The 23,461-nt window shown below is 68.1% G+C and carries 15 protein-coding genes; 11 read left to right on the top strand and 4 right to left on the bottom strand.

Annotated elements, in window-relative coordinates:
- Positions 1-6 precede the first annotated feature (6 nt).
- The 3 genes from AB0F17_RS29605 to AB0F17_RS29595 all read right to left on the bottom strand — a co-directional run bounded on the left by AB0F17_RS29605 (position 7) and on the right by AB0F17_RS29595 (position 3,094).
- Positions 7-936 carry a sugar kinase gene (locus AB0F17_RS29605; RefSeq protein ID WP_358029293.1) on the bottom strand — a complete coding sequence of 310 codons (930 nt, stop codon included), beginning with the start codon at positions 934-936 and terminating at the stop codon, positions 7-9.
- Positions 933-1,859, bottom strand: a complete 927-nt coding sequence (locus AB0F17_RS29600) for a pseudouridine-5'-phosphate glycosidase (protein ID WP_358029291.1) — start codon at positions 1,857-1,859, stop codon at positions 933-935. The genes AB0F17_RS29605 and AB0F17_RS29600 overlap by 4 nt, the downstream gene beginning before the upstream one ends.
- 107 nt (positions 1,860-1,966) lie before the next feature.
- Complete coding sequence (locus AB0F17_RS29595; RefSeq protein WP_358029288.1) at positions 1,967-3,094, bottom strand: putative sulfate exporter family transporter; 1,128 nt, start codon at positions 3,092-3,094, stop codon at positions 1,967-1,969.
- A gap of 70 nt (positions 3,095-3,164) precedes the next feature.
- On the opposite strand from AB0F17_RS29595, the gene AB0F17_RS29590 reads away from it, so the two are divergent.
- From AB0F17_RS29590 to AB0F17_RS29580, 3 genes are all read left to right on the top strand, one after another.
- Positions 3,165-4,055: a LysR family transcriptional regulator gene (locus AB0F17_RS29590; RefSeq protein WP_358029285.1), complete on the top strand. Its 891-nt coding sequence runs from the start codon at positions 3,165-3,167 to the stop codon at positions 4,053-4,055.
- 78 nt (positions 4,056-4,133) lie between these two features.
- Positions 4,134-4,988 carry an SDR family oxidoreductase gene (locus AB0F17_RS29585; RefSeq protein ID WP_358029283.1) on the top strand — a complete coding sequence of 285 codons (855 nt, stop codon included), beginning with the start codon at positions 4,134-4,136 and terminating at the stop codon, positions 4,986-4,988.
- A 134-nt stretch (positions 4,989-5,122) separates the two neighbouring features.
- Positions 5,123-6,625, top strand: coding sequence for an NAD(P)/FAD-dependent oxidoreductase (locus tag AB0F17_RS29580; RefSeq protein WP_358029281.1), 1,503 nt, complete (start codon positions 5,123-5,125; stop codon positions 6,623-6,625).
- On the opposite strand, the gene AB0F17_RS29575 is transcribed toward AB0F17_RS29580, so the two are convergent.
- Positions 6,614-7,270 (bottom strand): helix-turn-helix domain-containing protein, encoded by a 657-nt coding sequence (locus tag AB0F17_RS29575; protein WP_358029278.1) that lies wholly within the window; start codon positions 7,268-7,270, stop codon positions 6,614-6,616. The two genes, AB0F17_RS29580 and AB0F17_RS29575, sit on opposite strands and share 12 nt — an antisense overlap.
- Positions 7,271-7,360: 90 nt before the next feature.
- Here AB0F17_RS29575 and AB0F17_RS29570 point away from each other — a divergent pair, with 90 nt between their 5' ends.
- The 8 genes from AB0F17_RS29570 to AB0F17_RS29535 form a co-directional block, all read left to right on the top strand.
- Positions 7,361-8,569, top strand: coding sequence for a cytochrome P450 (locus AB0F17_RS29570; protein ID WP_358029275.1), 1,209 nt, complete (start codon positions 7,361-7,363; stop codon positions 8,567-8,569).
- Positions 8,570-8,623: 54 nt separating this feature from the next.
- Complete coding sequence (locus AB0F17_RS29565) at positions 8,624-9,319, top strand: response regulator transcription factor (RefSeq protein WP_358029273.1); 696 nt, start codon at positions 8,624-8,626, stop codon at positions 9,317-9,319.
- A 23-nt stretch (positions 9,320-9,342) separates the two neighbouring features.
- A complete protein-coding gene (locus tag AB0F17_RS29560) occupies positions 9,343-10,680 on the top strand; it encodes a HAMP domain-containing sensor histidine kinase (RefSeq protein ID WP_358029271.1) in 1,338 nt (445 codons plus the stop codon).
- Positions 10,681-10,723: 43 nt separating this feature from the next.
- Entirely contained in the window at positions 10,724-11,890 is a 1,167-nt protein-coding gene (locus AB0F17_RS29555) for a bifunctional glycosyltransferase family 2/GtrA family protein (RefSeq protein ID WP_358029268.1), read from the top strand.
- A gap of 2 nt (positions 11,891-11,892) precedes the next feature.
- On the top strand, positions 11,893-14,205 hold the full coding sequence (locus AB0F17_RS29550; RefSeq protein ID WP_358029855.1) for a glycosyltransferase family 39 protein: 2,313 nt from the start codon (positions 11,893-11,895) through the stop codon (positions 14,203-14,205).
- Between the two features lie 809 nt (positions 14,206-15,014).
- Positions 15,015-22,700, top strand: a complete 7,686-nt coding sequence (locus AB0F17_RS29545) for an RHS repeat-associated core domain-containing protein (RefSeq protein ID WP_358029265.1) — start codon at positions 15,015-15,017, stop codon at positions 22,698-22,700.
- Between the two features lie 71 nt (positions 22,701-22,771).
- Positions 22,772-23,209 (top strand): hypothetical protein, encoded by a 438-nt coding sequence (locus AB0F17_RS29540; RefSeq protein ID WP_358029263.1) that lies wholly within the window; start codon positions 22,772-22,774, stop codon positions 23,207-23,209.
- 106 nt (positions 23,210-23,315) lie between these two features.
- A partial coding sequence (locus AB0F17_RS29535; RefSeq protein WP_358029852.1) for a helix-turn-helix domain-containing protein occupies positions 23,316-23,461 on the top strand: 146 nt, incomplete at its 3' end.

The following is a 23,461-nucleotide window of genomic DNA, read 5'->3' as shown; positions in this document are numbered from 1 at the left end:
AAGCTATCAATCAGTGTGAATAGGGTAAAGAAGGTTCAGCTCCAAACCGTACCGTGGCCGACCGCCCACCAGGGCCACACACTCGGCTCCGGCCCGGCATCCGGCCTCCAAAGACTGCCCCTCACCGGCGCCGTTCAATCTTGCTGTGAGATATCCCGCAGCGAACGCATCGCCCGCTCCCGTCGAGTCCACGACATCCGCTGGAACCCCAGCTGTCGCAGCCGTCACCGTGCCGTCCGAAGCTGCCAGCGCACCCTGGGGTCCCAGCTTGACGATCGCGGTGCCGTACCTCTCGCTGAGCAGTTCGGCGGCGCGCTGAGGGGTCGGCGCTCCGGTGAGCAGGAGGGCCTCGTCCCGGTTGGGGATGATGAGGTCGGCGGGGGCGGATTCGCGCAGGAACCGGGCGATGCCGAACTCGTGCAGGAAGCCGGTCGAGGCGGGATCCACGCTGACGGCCACCCCGGCGGCGCGGGCCTCGGCCATGGCGAGCCTGGCCAGCCGCAGCCCCGGCTCGGCGAAGAGCGTGTAGCCGGACAGGTGCAGGCGGCCCACGCCGTCGAGCAGGGAGCCGTCCCAGTCCTCGGCGGAGATCCGGCCGCCCGCGCCCCGGTTGGTGAGGAACGAGCGTTCGCCGGTCCGGTCCACCATGGCGATCACGATCGCCGTCGGATGGTCGGGGTCGACGCGTACGTGCGGGCGCACCCCGGTCTTGATCAACTCGGTGGTGTGCCACTCACTGCTGTCGTAGCCGAGCCGGGCCAGCAGTCGTACGTCGGCGCCCAGGTGGGCGGCCCAGGAGGCGGTGTTCGCGCCCGAGCCGCCGGGACGGAGCACGATGTCGGCGGCCGTGTCGGTGCCCGACATGACCGGCGAGTCGTGCAGGGCCACCACATCGGTGACGACGTCGCCGATGACCAGGAGGCCGGTGCCGGTCACGCTCGTGACCAGGAGAGCGCAATCTGGGCCGCGAGGGTGACGTTGCCGCGGACCGCGGCCAGGTTCGCCTCCAGGGAGGCGCCGCCGGTGCCGTCCACCAGGTAGCCGAGGAGGAACGGGGTGATCTTCTGCCCGGTCACGCCCTCGCGGTCGGCGGCGGCCAGCGCCTCGCTCAGCACGCGGTCGTGCAGGGCCGGGTCGAGCTGCTTGTCCACCGGGATGGGGTTGGCGACGATCAGCGCGCTCTCCTGGCCGCCGAACGCGTCCTGACCGCGCATGATGGCCGCGGCCTCGTCGGCCGACTCGATCCGCCAGTCGATCGGCTCGCCGGAGGAGTGCAGGTAGAAGCCGGGGAAGGTGTCCGTACGGTATCCCGCCACGGTCACGCCGCGGGTCTCCAGGCGCTGGAGGGTCGCGGGCACGTCCAGGATCGACTTGACCCCGGCGCACACGATGGTGATCCGGGTACGCGCGAGCGTGTCGAGGTCGGCCGACTCGTCCTGTGCCTGGCTCCAGCCACGGTGCACGCCGCCGAGCCCGCCGGTGGCGAAGATCCGGATGCCCGCGCGGGCCGCCAGGAACGAGGTGGCCGACACGGTCGTCGCACCGCTCGCCTTCAGCGCCGCCGCCACCGGCAGGTCGCGCTGGCTCAGCTTGCGCAGGTCCGACTCGGTCGCGATGCGTTCGAGCTCCACGTCGTTCAGGCCCACGTGGGCGACGCCGTCGAGCACCGCGATCGTGGCCGGTACGGCACCCGCCGCCCTGACGATGTCCTCCAGCTCCCGGGCGACCTCCAGGTTGCGCGGCTGCGGCAGGCCGTGCGAGATGATCGTGGACTCCAGGGCCACGACGGGAGCGCCGGTGGCGAGGGCTTCGGCGACCTCGTCGGACGGCCGGAGGATGGGGTCGGCGGCGCGGTGCATGCGGGTTTCGTGCTCCTTCGTAGGGCGGCTTCATGGAACGGTCTACTTTACGAAGTTTGTTCCCATTAAGCACGTTACGGAGGGACGGGTCGCACGTCCACCGATGATCACACGAGAAGCATGACACCCGCGAGCGAGACGGCCCCGACCAGGCCGGTGGCAATGGCGCCGAGCAGCAGTGCGCGCCCGCCCTTGACCAGTATGCGGGCGTCGATCCCCGTACCGAGGCCGAACAGGGCGGCGGCCATGAGGACGTTCGTGACCTGGGGGATCGCGCTGGTCACGACGTCGGGGACCAGGCCGGTGCTGCGCAGCGCCACCATCGCCAGGAACCCGGCCACGAACAGCGGGATGACCGGTGGCCGCTTGGACCGGCCGGGAGCATCGGGTCCGGCGTGGCGGCGGCGGTAGGAGGTCAGGGCGACGATCGGGGCGAGGAGGATGACGCGCCCCAGCTTGACCGTGACGGCGGTGACCAGCACGCCCGAGGCGGCCCCGATGGCGGCCACCTGGGCCACCTCGTGCACGGCGGCCCCGGCCCACACGCCCAGCTGCGTCGGTGACAGCCCGAGCCAGGACGCCGCCAGCGGCAGGAGGGCGATGGCGGTGGTGCCGTACAGGACGACCACGCTGAGCGCGCTGGCCGCCTCATCGTCGGAGGAGTCGTCGGTGCTCTCGCGCATGGCCGCGATCGCGGCGGCGCCGCAGATCGAGACGCCGGTGGCGACCAGCAGCGACGTGCCCGGCGTCAGGCCGAGACGGCGGCCGATCAGCGGGGTCAGCGTGAACGTGACGCCGGTCGCCAGCACCACGACGGCCACCGTCCGCCACCCCAGCGCCAGTACCTGCGGCACCGCGATCTGCAGGCCGAGCAGCACGATCGCGGTACGCAGCACCCGCTTCGCGACGAACCGCAGACCGGGCTTGAGCCGCTCGCCCACGCCCACCAGGTTCGCCAGCGCCGCGCCCGACACCACGGCGACGACCGCGGGGCTGAGCACGGGCACGAAGTGGTTCACGACCAGCGCGAACACCACCGCCAACGCCGCCGCGCCGACGCCAGGCAGCCGATCATCAAACCGACGGCCGCGTAGGAGACGGCCGCCGAGCGGACTGTGGTCGCTCGGACGGCCGCCGCTCGGGCGGTCACCAGGTGGGTGGTCGCCGAGTTGGTCACCACCCGGGCGACGATCACCGGGCGGACGATCGTGCGGCACTCGGGCGGTGAAGGACATGATCCCAGTGTTCTGAGTGCCGGGAGGGCTCGGTAGCCATCCGTTGCCTGGTAGGTCATAGCCTGTGGCTATGAGTACGCTGCCGGATCTCGACTCGCTGAAGCTCCTGGTCGACGTGGGCGAGCTGGGCAGCCTGGGGCAGGCGGCCAAGGTCGCGGGCATCGCCCAGCCGTCGGCCAGCAAGCGGATCGCGCACCTGGAGCGCCGCCTGGGCCTGCCGCTGCTGGAGCGTACGCCGCGCGGGTCCACGCTGACCGCCGAGGGCAAGATGGTGGCGGGCTGGGCCGCGCAGGTGCTCGCCGCCGCCCAGGAGCTGATGCGCGCCGCCCAGGCGGTACGGCACAGCGGGGCGGCCCATCTGCGGGTGGCGGCGAGCATGACGGTGGCCGAATACCTGGTGCCGCGCTGGCTGGGCGAGCTGCAGAACCGGGAGCCGGGCGTCCAGGTCGGCCTCGACGTGGTGAACTCCGCCGACGTCGCCGCCCGGGTGCTGGCAGGGGAGGTGGAGCTGGGCTTCGTCGAGGGGCCGAGCGTGCCCGAGGGGCTGGCCAGCCGCGTGGTGGGCACCGACCGGCTGGTGGTCGTGGTGGCGCCGGGGCATGCCTGGGCGCGACGCCGTACCGCGCTCAAAGGGGCGGAGCTGGCCGCCACGCCGCTCGTCGTGCGTGAGCCCGGGTCGGGCACGAGGGAGACGCTGGACGTGGCGTTCAGGAGCCTGCACCGCGCCAGCCCGCGGCTGGAGCTGGGCTCGAACTCGGCCGTCAAGGGCGCCGCCCAGGCCGGCTCGGCGCCCGCGGTGCTCAGCGGGTACGCCGTGGAGGCGGAGGTGGCCACGGGGCGCCTGGTCGAGGTGCCGCTCGCGGGCCTGAACCTGGTCAGGAACCTGCGCGCGGTGTGGCGCCGCGGCCGCACACTCGCCGCCCCGGCGGCCACCCTCCTGGCGATCGCCAGCCGCCCATGAGCACACTTGTCGCCGAGAGCACCCGACTCGCCGAGAGCACCCGACTCGCCCAGAGCACCCGACAGAAAAGGTCCGCCCATGACGAGCCCGTCCAGCCACGCCACCGACGCGAAGCTCGCGGTGACCGGCGTCACCGGCAACCTCGGCGGGCGCGTCGCCCGGCGGCTCGCCGCCGCCGGCACCCCGCAGACCATGGTGGTCCGCGACCTGGACCGCGCCCCGCGGCTGCCCGGGGCCACCGCGGTCCGCGGCGGTTTCGGCGAGCGTGACGCCCTCGTGCGGGCCCTGGACGGCGTCGACCGGGTCCTGATGGTGTCGGCCTCGGAAACGCCCGACCGCCTCCAGCAGCACCGCACCTTCGTCGACGCCGCCGCCGAGGCCGGCGTCGCCCACCTGGTGTACATCTCCTTCTACGGGGCCGCCCCCGATGCGACGTTCACCCTCGCCCGTGACCACTGGGCCACCGAACAGCACATCCGCGCCAGCGGCCTGGCCTTCACCTTCCTGCGCGACAACCTCTACGCCGACTTCACGCCGGCCCTGGTCGGTGACGACAACGTCATCCGCGGCCCCGGCGGGCAGGGCCGGGCCGCGGTCGTCGCCCAGGACGACATCGCCGACGCCGCCACCGCCGTACTGCTCCATGCTCCCGAGCACGCCGGAGCCACCTACGACCTGACCGGCCCGCAATCCCTCACCCTCGCCGAAATCGCCGCGATCCTGTCGCAGGCGACCGGCCGCGCCATCACCTACCACCCCGAGACGGTGGAGGAGGCCTACCGATCCCGCGCCTCCTACGGCGCCCCTGACTGGCAGGTCGATGCCTGGGTCTCCACCTATACCGCCATCGCCGGCGGCGAACTCGACGGAGTCAGCGACGCCATCCCTCGGCTGACCGGCAACCCGGCCACTCAGCTGTCCGATGTCGTTTAGGAGTCAGATGGGCTGCTCACCGTCCGAGGTTCGCGCATGGTCCGGCTGGCCCGACGGCGGGGTTGCCCCAGGCCGGTGATCGTGTCGTCATGCCTTGGCACCTTACGGCGGCGATCAATCGGTATGGTGCGGATATGGGGTCCTATGACGTCGTTGTCGCGGGTGGCGGGCACAACGGGCTGGTGGCGGCCGCCTACCTGGCGCGGGCCGGGCGGCGGGTGCTGGTGCTGGAGCGGCTCGGGTACGTAGGCGGCCTGGCGATCTCCGCGCGGCCGTTTCCGGGCGTGGACGTACGGCTGTCGCGCTACTCCTACCTGGTCAGCCTCCTGCCCACCGAGATCATCCGCGACCTGGGGCTCCGCCTCGACCTGCGCCGTCGCCGCTACTCCTCCTACACGCCCCACGGCGACACCGGCCTGCTCGTGGACGACGGCGACGAAGGCGCCACCGCCGCCTCGTTCAGGGCCGTCACCGGAGGCGACGCCGACCATCGGGCGTGGGGGGAGTTCTACGGACTGACCGCCGGGGTGGCCCGGGTCCTGGCGCCCACCTTGCTCGAACCCCTGCGTACCCCCGCCGAGATCGAACGCCTGGTGGGCGCCGAGGCGTGGCGGGACATGTTCCAGCGGCCGATCGGGCAGGTCGTGGACGAGCGGTTCCGCGACGACACCGTGCGTGGCGTGGTGCTGACCGACGCGTTGATCGGCACGTTCGCCGACCCCGCCACGGACCTGCTGGCCAACCGGTGCTTCCTCTACCACGTGATCGGCGACGGGACCGGCGACTGGAACGTGCCGGTCGGCGGGATGGGCGCGGTGTCCGGGGCGCTCGAAGCGGCCGCCAGGCAGGCGGGGGCCGAGATCAGGACCGGTGCGGAGATCATCGGGATCTCGCCGTCGGGTGAGGTGGCGTTCCGCACCGACGACGGCGAGCACACGGTCACGGGGCGGCACGTGCTGGTCAACCTGCCGCCGGCCGTGCTCGACCGGCTGCTCGGCGCGACGCCGGAGGTGCCCGAGGGTGCCCAGTTGAAGGTCAACATGGTGCTGAGCAGGCTGCCGCGGCTCAAGGACGCCTCGGTGGACCCGCGAGCGGCCTTCAGCGGTACGTTCCACATCAACGAGAGCCGCGACCAACTGGCCAGGGCCCACGCGCAGGCGGTCCGGGGCCGGATCCCGGATCTGCCGCCCGCCGAGGTCTACTGCCACTCGCTGACCGACCCGTCGATCCTCGGCCCCGATCTGCGGGGGCGGGCGGAGACGCTGACGCTGTTCGGGCTGCACATGCCTGCCCGCCTATTCCGGGAAAATCCGGATAAGGCGAGGGATGAGGCGCTCAAGGCCACCCTGGCGTCCATCGACAGCGTCCTGGCCGAGCCCATCGAGGGCTGCCTCCTGCGCGCCCCTGACGGCACGCCCTGTATCGAGGCCAAGACGCCGGTGGACCTGGAGAACGAGGCGGGCCTGCCCGGCGGCCACATCTTCCACCGGGATCTGAGCTGGCCGTACGCGGAGGAAGGCGGCTGGGGGGTGGAGACGGCGCACGAGCGGATCCTGCTGTGCGGCGCCGGCGCCCGGAGAGGTGGCGGCGTCAGCGGCATCCCCGGCCACAACGCGGCGATGGCCCTACTGGCCTGAAGGCGGGCTCGCGGACGGCCCCGCGGACGGCCCCGAGGACGGGCTCGCGGACGGGCCTGAGGGCGGGCTCGCGGATTCGCTCGACGGTTCGTGGTCCGAGACCAGCCGGACGGCCACGGTCATGGCCGCGGAGGCCAGCTCGGCCGGCGGCAGGTCCATGCCGAATATCTCCGGCACCGTGGCCAGGATCAGCGCGAACACCGCCAGCCGCGCCTCGAACTGCACGATCACGTCGCCCCCCGGCCGACTCAGCGCCGACAGCAACGTGATGATGCGTTTCTGCATCTGGTCGCCCACAGACGTCTCGGCGAACGCCCCCTGGTTCATCTGCGCGAACCGCATCAGCGGCCGCCACTGGTCGTCCAGCAGCCCGGCGATCCGCCGCAGGATCTCCTGCCGGGCCTCGAACGTGTCCGGTTGCGCCCGCGCCCACTCCCCGAGCTCGTCGAGCGAGGAGATGAACCCCTCGGCGATGCTGGCGAGGATCTCCTCTTTCGTGCGGAAGTGGTAGTAGAGCGCCGGCCTGGTGATCTCCAGCCGCTCCGCCACCTCCTGCAACGTGGTCTTGTCGTAGCCCCGCTCGGCGAACAGCTCCATCGCGACCCGCTGGATCCGCTCACGTGTGTCGGTCCGCCGCCCTGCCATTCCGCTCCCGTCCACTTGACGGCCGGGCTCTCCATTGCTTACTTTCGTGTAAGTAAGCAATGCGAATCCGGCTTTGTAGGGAGCAAGACTATGACCCCATCCTTCCCCGTCCCGCGCACCTGCCCCTACGCGCCGCCGCCCGAGTACGAGCGGATGCGCGAGGAGGCGCCGCTCGTGCGGGCATCCCTGCCCAACGGCGACGTCTGGCTGGTCACCAGGTACGCCGAAGCCAGGCAGGTACTCAACGGCCAAGGCATCAGCACCAGCCCCGCCACCCCTGGCCACCCGAACAACGCTTTCACCGCCGAGGAGCCCACCCAGGAGCAGCGCGAGGTCATGGAACGGTTCAGGGTCGGCCAGTTCATCGACATGGACCCGCCCGAACATGGCCGCTACCGGCGCCTGCTCATCCCCGAGTTCACCGTCAGGCGCGTCAAGGAGATGCGGCCCGGCATCCAGCGGACCGCCGACCTCCTCATCGACGACATGCTCGCCAAGGGCCCGGAGGCCGAGCTGGTCGCCGACTTCGGCCTGGCGCTGCCGTCGCTGGTCATCTGCCAGTTGCTCGGCGTGCCGTACGCCGACCATGAGTTCTTCCAGTCGCGTACCCGCATCATGGTGGCCAGCGACGACCCGCAGGCGGGCTTCGCCGCGATCATGGAGATCAAGGGCTACCTCGACGATCTCGTCACGGAGGCGGCGAAGCAGCCGAAGGACGACCTGCTCGGGCGGCTGATCACGGCGGGGGAGGTGAACCACGACGAGATCGTCGGCATGATCTCGCTGCTGCTCATCGCGGGCCACGAGACCACCGCCAACATGGTCCCGCTCGGTGTTCTCACCCTGCTGCGCAACCCCGGCCAGCTGGCCAGGCTGCGGGAGGACCCGGGACTGTGGCCGATGGCGGTCGAGGAACTGCTGCGTTACCTCTCGATCGTCGACTGGGTGGCCTTCGACCGGGTGGCCGTGGAGGACCAGGAGATCGGCGGCCGGCTCGTCAGGAAGGGTGAGGGCATCTTCGTGCTCGGCGCCTCGGCGAACAGGGACGAGCGGGCCTTCGAGCGGCCGGACGAGTTCGACATCGACCGCGGCGCCCGACACCACGTCGCCTTCGGTTACGGCGTGCACCAATGCCTCGGCCAGAACCTGGCCAGAGCCGAACTGGAGATCGCCTACCGGACGTTGTTCGAGCGCATCCCGTCGCTGCGTCTCGCGGTGCGCGAGGAGGAGGTTTCGTTCAAGTACAGTCAGGTCATCTTCGGGGCGAATGCCATGCCCGTCACGTGGCGGGACTCATGAAACACCCCCGAAACCGTTCATAGCGTTTTCATGATGGGGCCTTAGCTTAAGAGCATGAGTGAGCCTGCACGATTGCTGGTGGTGGACGACGAGCCCGCGTTGCGCGAGGCGCTGCAGTCGAGCCTCGAATTCGAGGGCTACAAAGTCGTCACAGCGAACGACGGACAGGCCGCGCTCGACGAGGTGGCGCGCGAGACGTATGACGCGGTGCTGCTCGACGTCATGATGCCGCGCCTCGACGGGCTGACCGCCTGCCGCAGGCTCAGGGCCACGGGCAACCACATCCCCGTACTCATGCTGACCGCCCGCGACGCGGTCGGCGACCGGGTCTCCGGGCTCGACGCGGGCGCCGACGACTACCTGGTCAAGCCGTTCGAGCTCGACGAGCTGCTGGCCAGGGTCCGCGCCCTGCTGCGGCGGGGCGCGATGCACGCCGGGGCCCCCGAGGTCACGCTGAGCTACGGCGACCTGCGCATGGACCCCGACACCCGCGAGGTGACCAGGGGCGAGCGGCGGCTGGACCTCACCAGAACCGAATACCTGCTGATGGAGCTGTTCCTGTCGCATCCGCGCCAGGTGCTGACCCGCGAGCAGATCCTGGGCGAGGTGTGGGGGTTCGACTTCGAGCCGACGTCCAACTCGCTCGACGTGTACGTGATGTACCTGCGGCGCAAGACCGAGGCCGGTGGCGAGGCGCGGGTGATCCACACCGTCCGCGGAGTGGGATACACGCTGCGAGCAGCGCTGTGAGGAAAGGTAGTCTGCGCTCCCGGATGACCATCCTGGTCGCGGCGGCGGTGGCGATCGCGGTGGCGATCTCGGCTGTGGGCTGCTGGTACATCGTCCGCAGGGAGCTGTCCTGGCAGCTGAACGAGGCACTGAAAGAGATCCATGTGCCGCCGGACGCCATGCAGAGAGCGGTGCGGCAGTGCTCGGACCAACCCGTCGACGACGGGCCCGACAACGGACGCCCGGCTTTTCGCGAGCCGATGCAGATCGTCTTCCCCGACGGCACCCGCTGTGTCATGGGCAACACCGCGATCAAGGTCACGCCGCACGACAAGGCCATCGCCGCCTCGTACCCCAGCGCCACGGACTCCTACGACGGCCACCTCGACGACGGCACCCTGGTGCGCGTGGTCACCACCAACGTCGACAAGGGCGCGGCGCTCGTGGTGGCCAGGCCCCTGGCGGAGCTGAACGGCACGCTGCGCAACCTGGTGCTCATGCTCGCCGGCGTGGCGGCGTTCGGCGTGCTCCTCGCCGCCGCGGCCGGTCTGCTGGTCTCCCGTACGGCACTGCGTCCCGTCGGCCGTCTCACCAAGGCTGTCGAGCACATCGCCAGAACGGAGGATCTCAATACCCGCATCCCGGTGCGGGGCAATGACGAGATCGCCCGCCTGAGTGCCTCCTTCAACGCCATGACCACGGCTCTGACCGGATCGCGTGAACGTCAGCAGCAGCTCGTCGCCGACGCCGGACACGAGTTGCGTACCCCGCTGACCACCCTGCGTACCAACATCGACCTGCTGCTGCGCAGCGAGCAGACCGGCCGCAGCCTCGACCCCGGCGCCAAGCAACGGCTGCTCGTCAACGTCAAGGCCCAGTTCGCCGAGCTGTCCGCGCTGGTCGGCGACCTGCTCCAGCTCGCCCGCGGCGACACCGACCACGAGCCGCACATCGAGCTCGAGTTCAGCAACGTGGTCCGGGCCGCCGCCGAGCGGGCCCGGCTGCGCGGGGCCGCGGTCGCCACGGATCTGGCCCCCTGGTACGTCGTCGGCAGTCCCGCCTCGTTGGAACGTGCCGTGCTCAACCTCATCGACAACGCCGCCAAGTTCAGCCCGGACGGCGAGGTCCAGGTGACCTTGCGCCAAGGCGAGCTGACCGTACGCGATCACGGACCCGGCATCCCCGAGGAGGACCTGCCGCATGTCTTCGAGCGCTTCTGGCGTTCGCCGGCGGCGCGTGGCCTGCCCGGCTCCGGGCTCGGGCTGGCGATCGTCGCGCAGGCCGTGGCCGAGACAGGGGGAAAGGTGCGCCTGGAGAACGCCCCCGGCGGCGGCGCGATCGCGATCGTCGAACTTCCCGGGAATCTCACCCCGCACTCATAATCGGCTAAGTCCTGTTAAAGACCCGAACGGTGAGATTCGAGTCATGCACACAACAGTCAAGACCCGCCTGGTCGAGGTGGTCGTCCCGGTCTACAACGAGCAGCGGGCCCTGCGTGACAGCATCGGCCGGCTGCACGCCTACCTGTCGGGCACCTTCCCCTACGACTACCGCATCACGATCGCGGACAACGCCAGCACGGACAACACCTGGCAGCTGGCCATCGAACTGGCCGCCGAACTGCCCCACGTGCGGGCCGTACACCTGGACGGCAAGGGACGCGGGCGGGCGCTGCGCCAGGTGTGGTCGGAGAGCGACGCGGACGTCGTCAGCTACATGGACGTCGATCTGTCCACCGACCTCGACGCGTTCCTGCCGCTGGTGGCCCCGCTGCTGTCGGGCCACAGCGACCTGGCCATCGGCACCAGGCTGGCCAGGACGTCGCGGGTGGTGCGCGGGCCGAAGCGCGAGTTCATCTCCCGCGCCTACAACCTGCTGCTCCACCTCATGGGCGCCAGGTTCTCCGACGCCCAGTGCGGGTTCAAGGCCGTGCGCACCGAGATCGCGCAGGCGCTGCTGCCCGCCGTCGAGGACGAGCAGTGGTTCTTCGACACCGAGCTGCTGCTGCTCGCCGAGCGGCACGGGCTGCGCATCCACGAGGTGCCCGTCGACTGGGTGGACGACCCCGACAGCCGGGTGGACGTCTTCCAGACCGCCAAGGACGACCTGCGCGGCCTGGCCAGGGTGGCCCGCAAGACGCTGTCCGGCGCGGCCCGCATCCCGGTGCCCGCCCGTGTGTCGCAGGCCCAGCTGCCGCGCGGCATGGCCGCGCAGCTGCCCAAGTTCGCCGTCGTGGGCGTGGTGAGCACGCTGGCGTACCTGCTGCTGTTCTCGGGGCTGCGGCAGATGATCCCGGTGCTCGTGGCCAACGCGATCGCGCTGCTGGTGACCGCCGTGGCCAACACCGCCGCCAACCGCCGCTTCACCTTCGGCGTGACCGGGTCGGCCGGGGCCATGCGGCAGCAGTTCGAGGGCCTGATGGCGTTCCTGGTCGGGCTGGTGCTGACCACCGGCAGCCTGGCTTTGCTGCCCGACACCGTCTCCCACGGCGTGGAACTGGTCGCGGTCGTCCTGGCCAACGCGCTTGCCACGCTGGTCCGCTTTCTCCTGCTGCGTGTCTGGGTCTTCAACCCGAGCCGGAGGACGTCGTGACCATGACCCTCGACCAGCCGAGCCACCGCCGCTCTGTTTGGCGCGGCGCTGTTTGGCGCGGCGCTGTTTGGCGCGGCGCCCCGGAAGATCCTCGCTGGTCCCGGCCCGCGCTCTGGATCGTCCTGGCCGTCGCCTTCGTCCTCTATACGTGGGCGCTGAGCGGCAACGCCAACGAGTACTACTCCGCGGCCATCCTGTCGGGCACCAAGAGCTGGAAGGCGTTCTTCTTCGGCGCGCTCGACTCCGGCTCGTTCATCACGGTCGACAAGCCGCCGTTGGCCCTGTGGGTGATGGGGCTGTCGGCGCGGATCTTCGGGTTCAACACCTGGAGCATGCTGATCCCGCAGGCGCTGGCCGGTGTGGCCTCCGTCGGGCTGGTCTACTCGTCGGTACGGCGTGCCTTCCCCGTTCTCCGGCCCGCGTCTGCCCACTCGGAGGTACGGCAGGCGCACGTGGCCGCCCTGATCGCGGCCGTCGTCATGACGCTCACGCCGATCACCGTGGCGATCAACCGCGACAACAACCCTGACACCATCCTGGTGTTCCTGCTCGTGCTGGCCGCCTGGTTCTGCCTGGAGTCGCTGAGGACGGGGCGGCTGCGCTCGCTGCTGGTGTGCGCGCTGTTCGTCGGGCTGGCGTTCAACGTCAAGATGCTCCAGGCGTACGTGGTCGTGCCCGCCTTCGTCCTGGCGTACCTGCTGTGCGCCCGAACCTCCTGGGGCAAGCGCGTGGGCCACCTGCTGGCCGCCGGAGCCGTGATGGCGGTGTCGAGCGCCTGGTGGATGGTGATCGTGGACCTCCTGCCCGCCGACTCGCGCCCCTACATCGGCGGCTCGACCGACAACTCGGTCTGGGACCTGGTCATCGGCTACAACGGCCTCGGGCGCATCTTCGGCCAGGGCGGCGGCGGCCCGGGTGGCGGCGGAGGCGGAGGTGGGGCCTCGTTCGGCGGTGCCGCCGGGGCCGACCGGCTGTTCAACGAGACGATGGCGGGCCAGATCTCCTGGCTGCTGCCGTTCTGCGGGCTGGCCTTGGTCTTCGCGCTGACTACCCGGTGGCGGCGCGCCAAGCTAACTGCCCCGCCTGGGGCCGACACGGGCACCAGCGCCGCCGTCAGGCTTGGGGGCGCCGCGGACGCGAGCGGCGTCGCCAAGCCTGAGACGACCACACCTTGGGTCGGCCTGGTCACGCCCGAAGCCGGCACCGCGTCCGAGGTTGGTGCCGCGCCCAAGGGTGGTGCCGCGTCCGAGGTCACTGCCTCGCCCATAGTCGCCGGCGCTTCGGGGGCCGCCGCTCAGCCCAGAGCGGGCCTCGCTGCGTGGCTGGTCTGGGGCGGCTGGCTCGTGGTGCACTTCATGGTGTTCAGCTTCGCCAGCGGCACCTTCCACCCTTATTACACGACCGCCATGGCGCCGGCCGTCGCCGCCGTCACTGCTTTCGGCGGGCTGGCCATGTGGGACGCCTACCGGCGCTCCTCCCAGGTGTGGGCTTGGGCGCTACCGCTGGGGGTGGCCGTCACGGGCGTGTGGTCGTTCGTGGTGCTCCGCCGTACTCCCGACTTCGTGCCGTGGCTGGCCTGGGCGGTGCTCGCCGCGACCGTGGTCGCGGTGGCGGGACTGGTGCTCGCCAAATTCCGCAAGGAGATCGCGGTGAAGGCGGCCGCGGTCGCGCTGGTGGCGACGGCGATCGCCGGGCTCGCCGGACCGGCCGCGTTCGCGGTGTCGCCCCTCGGGTCGCAGGTCAACGGCAGCAACCCGACCGCGGGACCGTCCAGCGGCGGAATGGGCTTCGGCCCTGGCGGTGGCGGCGGCTTCCGCGGCCAAATGCCGTCCGGTGAGATGCCGCAGGGTCAGATGCCGCAGGGTCAGGACGGGCAAGGCCAGGTCCCGCAGGGCCAGGTCCCGCAGGGCCAGGATGGGCAGGCCGGTGACGACCAGGGGACGGAGCGGCGGTTCGGGCGAATGGGCGGCGGCGGTCCCGGCGGTGGGGTCAGCAGCTCCATGGTCTCCTACCTGGTGGCCAACCAGGGCAAGGCCGAGTGGCTCGTCGCCGTGAGCAGCGCCATGCAGGCGTCATCGACCATCCTGTCCACCGGCAAGCCGGTCCTCGCCATGGGCGGCTTCACCGGCAGCGACCCCGCCATGACCGTCACCAAGCTCAAGGAGCTCGTCTCGTCCGGCAAGCTCCGCTACGTGATGGCCGGCGGCGACGACCGCGGCGGCCCCGGAAGGGGCAACAGCGAGGTCACCACCTGGGTCCAGGCGAACTGCAAGGCCGTAACCGGCCAGGACGGGCTCTACGACTGCTCTTCATGATCCAGTCAAGGGGCGCCGCGATTTTGCAGCGACGCGGCGCCCCAGAACGGGCCTTCAAGAGGCCAGAGAGAGCTTCCAAGGGACCGACGCTCTGGCGTACTCGGGCGAGCGATCGACGGGCGGTCTCGTCTACATGGTGAAGAACTGCAGGAGTTCGCACGGGTCGGAGCGGACTTCATTACGCACATCGTCGTCGACTCCAAGACGTGCATCATCAACCGCAGGGCCAGCGAATCAGAGCGTGGGGAACTCGACCTGGCCGACGACGGCTGGGTAACCATGGTCTGGCGAGAGGCGACGTGGAGGTCCTGCCCGCAGACAAGGTTGAGATCCGTGGCGCCACGAACAGAGTCAGAACGAACGAGCGTCCGCTGGAGAGTATGCGCAGCATGAAGATCCTCATACTCCTGTGTGCGTAACCCATCGCATCGGAGCAGCCCTCGGCCGTTGCCCGAACGCGGGTCCTGGATAGGCGGCTCATCGGCCTGTCCTGCACCCCTCCTGTTCAGCGAAGCTGCACGATCTATCACTCCTTGGCCCGGCATGCGCATACATGTCGCTATGTAGGACTGATCGTGTGGTAAGTCGCATTCCGTGACTCTTGATCACGAAAATCGATCTTGTGTCCGTTTTATGCGCAGCTTAGGCTCGGTCCGTTTGGCAATCTTGCTCTGAGCCACACGGACGGATCTTCGGGTTCATGCCGGGTGAACTGGGGCTTCGTCCGGCGCCGCTGGCGCCCCGCGTGGTTCGGAGTGTGACGGCGTATGCGCCGGTATTTGGCATGGGGTCGTTCACGGCGTCGTCTGGTGGCCGCGCGTCTTGCGGTCTTTCTGACGCTGATGCCGGGGCTGGCGCAGGTTGCCGTGTTACCTGCCATCGCGGACTCTCGGGACGCTGCCACAACGGTGCAGGGCACGTCTGATACGCCGCGACAGCAGATGGGCGTGACCAAGGATCTGCCGTCCTTGGTGCCCGCGAGCGTGACCACGGCTCCCGTGACGATGAAGGCGACCAAAAGCAAGATCAAGCCTCCGAAGGGCGCGGTAGGACCCGACATCGCGGCGCGAACGCAGAGTACAAAGTCTGTGAGCCGTGCCAAATTGCCGTCGGGTGTGGCGCGCGCCGAGGCAAGGGACGCGTCGGCTGAGGGGCCCGAGATCGATGACATGTGGCCACTGAACGGGGCTCTGTCGGGGTCGGCGACGCCGACGCTGGTGGCGCATGCCGATGCCGGCGAGTCGCCGTATCGGTATGAGTTCACCGTCTGCGAGTCGCCGAGCGAGGACGATCAGTCGAGTTCGAATTATGATCTGTGGTGCTTCCGGCAAAACCCCGACGGCACGCTGTATGTGCCGGTGATGTCCGGGCAACTCGCTGCAGGGGTGAACACCTGGAAGGTCCCGGCGGGCAGCCTCAAGTGGGCCAGGACCTACGCGTGGAGGGTGGAGGCCACCGACGCGACAGGGGAGACGGTCGCCTCGGCGTATCGGACGTTCGTGACCGGCACACGGCAGCCTTCGGTCGGTTCGCAACTGGCCGCCCGTGACAAGAGCGGGCAAGAGTTCCAGGCGGTGTCGGGCAACTACACCACCACGGTGGTCGATGCCTCGGTGGCTACGGTGGGCTCGGCTTTGTCGGTGGTGCGCTCGTACAACAGCTTGGACGCTCGCCGGGACGGTCTGTTCGGCGCTGGTTGGTCGACCCGTTTCGACATGCGCGCTGAGGCGGAACCGAGCGCGACTTTGCTGGTGACCTATCCCGATGGGCGGCGGCTGCGGTTCTCGCCAAAGGGAGACGGCTCGTTCCTGCCGCCGCCCGGCATGCATGCCACGCTGGCCGCGGTGTCGGGCGGCGGCTGGAAGCTGATGGACAAGTCCTCCACCGTCTACCACTTCAACGGTCAGGGGCGGCTGACGCGTATCGTGGACGCGCGCGGCCTGGCTCAAGAGCTCACCTACGGTAGTGACGGCAAACTGTCCAAGGCCACCTCCGTGGGCGGCCGATCGCTGAACTTCACCTGGAACGGGGCACACGTCGCCACTGTGTCCACCGATCCCATCAACGGCGCGCCGCTCACGTGGAGCTACTCCTACGAAGGGGACAAGCTCACCACTACCTGCAATCCGGGCCTGGCACCCAATTGCACGACCTATGCCTACAACACCGGCTCCCTGTATCGGGGCGTGGTCGAAGACGACGAACCGGTGGGCTACTGGCGGCTGGGCGCACCCACCCCCCAGCCCACTCCGACGCCGACGGCACCCTGCCCCCTTCCCCCGCTATGCGGGCCCCAGGGAACAAACGAGGTCCCCAGCCTGGGCTGGGGTCTGGGGCCGGCTCCCTACACGCGGATCACGCTGGATCAGCCAGGTGCGCTGGGCGGCTCGACCGACACTTCGGCCACACTCGACGGCGAGTCGGAGATTGAGCTTCCGGCCAATGCACTGGCACGGTTGTCCGGCGCGTTGTCGCTGGAGCTGTGGTTCAAGACCACCTCCTCGGGCATTTTGGCCTTTACCGCGCCGGAGGAGCCGTCCTACGTTACGAGTCCCTTGCTGTACAAGGGCGGGACACCGGTGCTGTATGTCGGCACCGACGGCAAGTTGCGCGGCCAGTTCCGCACCCTCGGCACCGGCGGCGCGGAAGTCATCTCGCCCATCACCTCGCCCACTGCGGTCAACAACGGTCAATGGCATCACGCGGTGCTGAGCGGCGCCGACACCAGCCAGACGCTGTATCTGGACGGGGTCGCCGCCGGCTCTCTGACCGGCAAGATCGACCACAACTGGATGGCATACACGGCCATCGGTACGGGTCCGACCACCGGTTGGCCGGCCAGCAAACCGTCAGAGTCGACCGAGCACCTCACCAAGTGGGGGTATGTCGGCCAGGTCGACGAGATGGCCCTCTACGACCGCGCCCTAAGTGGGGGCGATGTAACCGAGCACTATGGGGCCCGCTTGGCCGCCCCGCATCTGCTGTCGAAGGTCACCTTGCCGTCCGGCCGCGTCTGGGCGAACAACACCTACAACGCCGCCAATGACCGGCTGCTGACCAACACCGATGAGCACGGCGGCACCTGGACGCTCGCCGAACCCACCTCGATCAACACCGAGACCGGCTCCACGACTGTTACTGTGACCGACCCCGCCAACCAGAAGGTCAGCTACGAGCATGACGCCTGGCGCGGTTACCGCACCAAAACCTATACCGACCAAAAGCTCCAGAAGACCACCTACGAATACGACAGCGGCGGCTACCCCTTCCTGATCAAGGACCCGAACGGCGTCTTCACCAGGCTCGCCTACGACGACCGCGGCAACTTGCTCTCCTCCCTCCAATGCCAGCCCCAAGACCCGAACCTGCCACTGGCGTGCTACGGATTCCCGTCACCGGGAGATCCGCCAGTGGTGAATGAAATGTGGTCCAGCTACTACGTCAACAAGGACAACGAATTCGACCCGCGTAATGACCGGTTGACCAAGGTCCGCGACGGCCGCACCTCCTCCGACGCCGACAACAGCTACGCCACGACCTTGGAGTACAACCAGTACGGCGAGCTAACCAAGCAGACCACCCCCGGAACCCTGGATTTCCCCAACGGCCGATCTGTCACAGCCACCTACACCGACGGCAGCGAGCCCGCCATCGGCGGCGGCACCACCCCGGCAGGCCTGGCCGCGTCGCAGACCGACGCCCGGGGCAACACCTGGACCTACCGCTACACCGCTGCCGGAGATCTGGCCGAGCAGACCGATCCGGCGGGCCTGCTGATCAAGCTCAGCTACGACGCTCTTGGTCGGGTAGGCGAGAAGTCGCAGGTGTCACAGGCTTATCCGGATGGGGTGAAGACCACCTTCACCTATGACACGCTGGGCCGCCCCGCGACGCAGACCGAACCGGGGGTGAAGAACGAGGTCTCTCAGGTCACGCACACCAAGCGGACGACGTTCGCCTACGACCCGGACGGCAACAAGCTCAGCGACACCATCGCCGACCTGACCGGCGGTGACGCTCAGCGCGCCACCGTCTACACCTATGACAGTCACGGCCAGCTCGAAACCACCACCGATCCCGAGGGTGGTGTCCTCCGCCAGGGCTGGAACAGCCTCGGCCTGCTGGCCATGGTGATCGATGCGCGGGGCGCGGTGGTGGATTACGCCTACACCGAGCGCGGTCAGCTGGCCTCGCGCACGTTGAAGGGGTGGACGGACAGCCCGGTCAATCCGAAGCCGGCCACGGATGTGCCGCTGGAGTCGTTCAGCTATGACCCTGGGGGCCGGCTAGCCGCGCAGCTGGACGTGATGCTCCGCAAAACCTCGTTCACCTATTTCGCCGACGGTCGGCTGTGGAAGAAGACCGCCAATGAGGTCAAGCTGAACAACGCCACGAGCACTACGGACGTGGTGTTGGAGGATCACACCTATGACAAGGCGGGCAACCAGACCAAACTCGTGACCGGCGGCGGCAAATCGACCACCGAGTTTGTCTACGACGCCGCCAACCGTGTGACCTCGCAGACGTTCGATCCCGCCGACTTGGCCCGCAAGACGGCCTTCGTCTACGACGCTAACGACAACATGCTGAAGAGCACCCGCACCGGCGCCGGAAGCAGCCGGGCCGAGGTCAGCGAGTTCGCCTACAACAAGGTCAACCAGGTGATCAAGACCACAACGGAGAACGGCGACCAGGACCTGATCTCCACCACCACTTATGACGACCGCGGTCTGGCCACCGCCGCCACCGACCCGCGCGGCAACGTGAGTGGTGCCAACGCGGCCGACTTCACCACCACCATGCGCTACGACAAGCTCGGCCAGCTGATCGAGGCGAGCGGCCCGCAGGTCAAGGTGGACAAGGCAGGCACATCCAGTGACGCCCATCCCACCGCCCACTACGGCTACGACATGCTGGGCGCCAAGACTCACGAGACCGACGCTGAAGGGCGGACGGTCACCTCGGTCTTCGACAAGGCCGGTCGGCTGACCAGCCAGAGCGCCCCCAGCTACACGCCGCCCGGCGGCACCGCCGTCACCCCCACCACCCGGCACACCTACGATGCGGCCGGTCAGCTGATCACCACCACGGACCCGCGCGGCTACGTCACCACCTTCGACTACGACAAGCTGGGCCGCCAGGTCCGCATCACCGACCCCGCCCCGGACGGCCAGACTCCTGGTCAGTCCATCATTGAGTACGACATGGCCGGCGAGAAGCTGGCCACCGTCGATCCGACTGGCGCCCGGGCCGGGTCTACGTACGACGGTCTGGGCCGTCAGGTCACCCAAACCCAAATCGAGCGCAAGCCCACCGCGGCCGTCTACACCACCAAGCTGACCTACAACGAGGCCGGCTTCCTCACCAAGACGGAGGCGCCCGGCACCAAAACCGTCACCACGGACTACACGCCGAACGCCGCCGGCGAGGTCGAGTCGCAGACCGTCGCATCGGGCACCGGCACGGCGACCACCACCAGCATGGAATACGACCTGGTCGGCCGCCTGATCAAGACCGCCGACCAGCGAGGCAACTCCACCACCGCCGAGTACGATCTGGCCGGCCGCAAGATCGCCACCAAAGACCTGGAAGACACGACCATCCGGCGCACCACCAGCGCTGGCTACGACCCGGTCGGCAACCAGACCAGCCTCACCTCCGGCGAGGGCCACATCTCCAAGCAGACTTTCGACGCGCTCAACCGCGTCACCTCATTGATCGAGCCGATCTCCGCCATCGACTCGATCACCACCAGCTTCGGCTACGACGCCACCGGCGCCCGCACTCGCCTCACCGACGGCCGCGGCAACGCCACCTGGACCAGCTACAACAGTCTCGGCCTGACCGAAACGGTGACCGAACCGGCCACCACGGCGCACCCGGCCGTGGCTGACCGTACCTCGACCGCTGGCTACGACGCGGCCGGCAACCCCAATGTGGTCATCCAGCCCGGCGGGGTCCGCATCGACCGCACCTTCGACCACCTCGGCCGCCTCACCAAGGAAACCGGCGCCGGCGGCGGCGCGGCCAGCGCTGAACGCACCTTCGGCTACGACCTGGCCGACCGCCCGACTGCCATCGGCGATCTGACCGTCGACTACAACGACCGCACTCTGCCGCTGTCCGTCAAGCGCGGCGCCACCCAGCTGACCGGCTACACCTACGACGGCCTCGGCAACCCCCGCCAGCGCGTGGACGCCGCCGGCACCGCCACTTTCACCTGGGACGCCAACAACCGCCCCGAAACCGCCACCGACCCGGTCACCGGCCGCAAACTCACCTACGGCTACGACCAGGCCAACAACCTTGCCTCCCTGACCGCGACCACCGGCACCACCACCGTCGACACCCAGATCTTCACCTACGACTACCTGAACCGCCCCGAATCCCAGACCTTACGCAAGGGCACCAGCACCGGCACCCAACTCGCCAAGATCACCTACGGCTGGGACAAGGACGACAACCTCACCACCAAGACCACCGCAGGCCTGGCCGGAGCGGGTACCAACACCTACGGCTACGACCACGCCGGCCGCCTCACCTCCTGGACCGCCCCCGGCGGCACCACCACCGCCTACGAGTGGGACAAGTCCGGCAACCGCACCAAGGCCGGCACCAAGAGCTACACCTACGACGAACGCAACCGTCTGACCTCCGGCGACGGCACCGACTACACCTACACCCCACGCGGCACCCTCGCCACCCAGACCAAGGCCGGCACCACCACCAGCTACACCTTCGACGCCTTCGACCGGCTCATCGCCGACGGCGACTCGCTGTACAGCTACGACGCTTTGGACCGTGTCGCCTCCCGCATCCGCGGCACCGCCAAGCAAACCTTCGCCTACGCAGGGCTCGGCAACGGCCTGGCCGCCATCACCGACAGCGGCGGCGCCGTCCAGGCCAAGTACGGCCGCAGTGCCTCCGGCACGCTGCTCGGCCAGCAAGAAGGCACCAACCCGGCCTTGGCCACGCTGACCGACCTGCACGGCGACCTGGTCGCCACTTACAGCACCACCGCGCTGGCCACCACCACCGCCTACGACTCCTTCGGCACCATCACCGCCCAAACCGGCACAAAGACCACCCTCGGCTACCAGGGCGAATACACCGACCCGGACACCGGCAAGGTGAATATGCATGCTCGCTGGTACCAGCCTGGCACCGGCACCTTCACCAGCCGCGATACCGCCACCCTAGGGCCGAGCCCGTCGGTGCAGGCCAACCGCTACACCTACGCCAACGCCTCACCCCTGACCGGCACCGATCCCACGGGCCACGCCACCGTCATCAACGGCGATTCGCTTGCCGGATCCGGCTACAACAGCTCCGGATCGTCGGGAGGCGGACAGTGCATCGGCAGCTGCGGCTCCATCGGCAACTACTCAGGCGGTGCCATCGCCTGCGACATCTGGTCCTGCGGCAGCGCCACCGTCGACCCGAGCTGGGCCCAGCAGATCGAACTGGAGAACGAAAAGAAATTCTGGCTCGGCCAGGACGAACTGGAGAGGCTGGGCTGGGAAGTCATGCCCAACGGCCGACCCGTCGACCAGCCCAACTTCTGGTTCGCCAGCGAGAAGGTGCAAAACGACTATATGGCCATCTGGTCGCCGACCATGACCGATAAGGAGCTCGCATTCAGTTGGGCGTCGGTCGGTGGGCTGCAAAGTTTCGCAACCATGGAAAGGACGGCTAAGGAGAATCCGAACGATTCCAGGCTTGGCGAATGGCGGAAGATGCAGCAAGTCGCCGCGCAGATCAGGCAGGGAAAGTACAGCTATGCGGCATTCGGTAAAGCTCCGAACGCTAGCGCCGCCTCTCGCTTCAGGTACTTTAGCGAGTACGAAAGAATTATTAAGCACTACAAAGCCATCAATCAAGCTGCCGCGAAACACGGGGTCGACAGAAATGTCCTTACGGCGCTTATATTGTTCGAAAGTGATGACTTTGAGGTTCAGCTCGGTGTATGGGGAGCCGCTGGCGCCAATATTAAGGAGCAAATTATGAGAATGAACCTCAAGGGGGGATGGGCTGGCTCTTATGGTGTCACCCAGATGGAGGCATACAAGGCCCGATGGATGCTAGTGAAGTATTACGGCAAGAAATGGAAAGATGCTTCGCTGGCGGAGGTAGTTGGACAGCTATTGAATCCGTCGCGAGCTATACACCTGGCCGCAGCCTATCTGGCATACTTAAAGAAGACAATAACGTACAAGACGCCAGGGGGTTACGATAGGCGCCTCGATGATTTCCAGGCAGCATTGGCCTACTGTGGCTGCTCGGGAGTTACAGTGTCGAACCCTGTTACGGCATCTATAGAGGATTTGCAGTATGGCAAATTCCAGATATGGATGCAGACTGGAGCGCTGCCACGAGACGACAGGTCTGTCGCATATGAACGCTTGAATAAAATGAAATTTTACATAAACTCCGGCGTTGCCCAGGAGTATTGGAACTGTATCGAAGTGAGATTGCAAAAGGGTGCGTGTCCATGAAAAGACTTCTACAAGAATGGACGATCCGCCGCCTAAGGCCTTGCGGAACCCAGCGAGGGCGCTCGCTCAGAATGACAACAACCTTCCTCTGTTTGGCTGCACTCGTTGTTGGTTGCGGGTGGCTGCAAGGAACCGTTCGGGTCGATCCCGCCATCCTCGTTGAAGTCCGCGCAATCGGCACAGTGAGTGGTGAAAGCGAAATGCAAAGCGACGTCAATGGGCGGGCCGAGATCACAAATTTCTTGGTGATCGACATTGGGGTGGCGGACTCACGAGACGCGGTTGAGAAGGCCGTTAAGAAATTGCAAGCACAAGAATGGGTCATTGAGGCTGAAAATAAGCCAGTAAGGGTGCTAATGAAGTCAAACAGATGGGCGGGAGCGCAGCTATCCATCACACCTTACGACCCTATAAATCTCCACGATGTGCCAGATCTCCAAAAAGCACTTGCCGGAAAAGCGCCAAAGGAAAAAGGGCTCGTCATAATTGATGTGTTCAACGTCACATAGTCGGTTGCCATGAAGCCGCTCCCGTCCTCGCCGGGGGAGTACACAGAATGAATTCGTAGAGTCGTAGAGTCGTGACTGCCTGCTGTCTCTGGTGTATGCCGGGGATATGAGGTACGGGCAGAGGGGCGGGTACACCCCCGCCGAGCAGGAGCGACGTGAGCGGTTACGGCTGCAGACAGCCGAGCGGTTCGAGGACGGGGAGTCCACCCGGGACATCGCGCGGGAGTTACGGGTCAGTGAGCGGTCGGTCGG

It is taken from the genome of Nonomuraea sp. NPDC026600, assembly GCF_040638335.1.
Taxonomy (GTDB): Bacteria; Actinomycetota; Actinomycetes; order Streptosporangiales; family Streptosporangiaceae; genus Nonomuraea.
This window is presented reverse-complemented; position numbering and strand designations above follow the sequence as displayed.